The sequence below is a fragment of the Streptomyces sparsus genome (genome assembly GCF_054776295.1).
In genome coordinates this window covers 1-1225 of the sequence record NZ_BAAHCA010001209.1, presented here as the reverse complement: position 1 = coordinate 1225, position 1225 = coordinate 1, and the positions used below count along the sequence as shown (strand labels likewise).

The window sequence follows — 1225 nt, the reverse complement described above, 5'->3', positions numbered from 1 at the left end:
CTCCATCGCGGGCGGCGGCGCGGGCGACGGCAGCGGGCCCTTCGTGCCGGGCGGCGGCTTGAGCATCTCCGGCAGTTCGATGCCGCCGACGAAGCCGCTCACCTCACCACCGCTGCCCTGCGGGAACGGGCTGGAGTCGCCGCGCCACCACTGCGGGTCGCTCTCACCGGGCGTCAACTCGTCCAGCCCGGCCAGGTGCGGTGGTGAGCCGCCGGTGCTCGGCGGGGCCTGCGGCACCGACGGGCCCCTGCCGCGGCTCGGCGCCCGCTGCTCGGGCAGCGGCGAACCACCGCCCCCACCGGCCGCGGCAACCACGTCCTCGGGTCTGCCCAGCCGTTTCAGGATCTTGCGCACCGCCGCGGGGGACTCGCCCCCGCCCTCGGCGGCCGCCCGTTCACTCTGGATGCCCGCTCGCAGTTCCCCCACCAGCCGCGCCCGTTCGGCAGCCGTCATCGGCGTGCTGTGCGCCAAGTCCCCGACGCGGCTCAGGTAGTCGAACACGAGCTGTTCGCTCTCGATCCCCACACAGCGACCGTATCGTGCCGCGCCCGGTACCGTGGGTGGGATGACCAGCGAGACCGGCTCTCCGCGCACTCTCGCCGACGAGCTGCGCACCCAGCCAGACGAGGCGCTCGCCGCGTTGCTCAGGGCACGGCCCGACCTGCTCTCGCCGGTGCCCGGTGACCTCACGCAGCTCGCCACCCGCGCCGGCACCAGGGCCTCCGTGGTGCGGGCCGTGGAACGACTGGACCGGTTCGCGCTCCAGACCGCGCAGGCCCTCGCGGTGGCGCCCGAGCCCTGCGACCTGTCCACGCTCGCCGCGCTGCTGCCCGGCGGCGAGCGGGAACTGCCCACCGCCGTGGCCGCCCTGCGCGGCCAGGCCCTGGTGTGGGGCGGTGACCGGCTGCGGCTGGTGCGCACCGCCCGGGAGTTGCTGTCCCCGTCGAACGGCAACTCCTCCGCCACCGGTCTGGGCCCGTCCCTGGCCGAGGCGGTCGCGGGCACCTCACCCGGACGCCTCCAGGAACTCGTCACCGCCTGCGGCCTGCCCGCCACCCACGATCCGGTGAGCGCCGTCGCGGCCCTGACCGCCCTGTTCACCGACCGCCCCCGGATGGACGCGCTGCTCGCCGCGGCGCCGCCCGAGGCGACCGCGATGCTGGAGAAGCTGGTCTGGGGCCCGCCCTACGGCACGGTCGCGACAGCGCCCGGCCCGGGGAGCGGG

2 pseudogenes are annotated in these 1225 nt (G+C 76.2%); one reads left to right on the top strand and one right to left on the bottom strand.

Annotated features, from left to right (window positions below):
* A pseudogene (locus tag ACYVE9_RS27455) lies at positions 1-525 on the bottom strand (hypothetical protein); the annotation flags it as partial.
* 40 nt (positions 526-565) lie between these two features.
* Here ACYVE9_RS27455 and ACYVE9_RS27450 point away from each other — a divergent pair.
* Positions 566-1225 (top strand): annotated as a pseudogene (locus tag ACYVE9_RS27450) (DNA-binding protein); the annotation flags it as partial.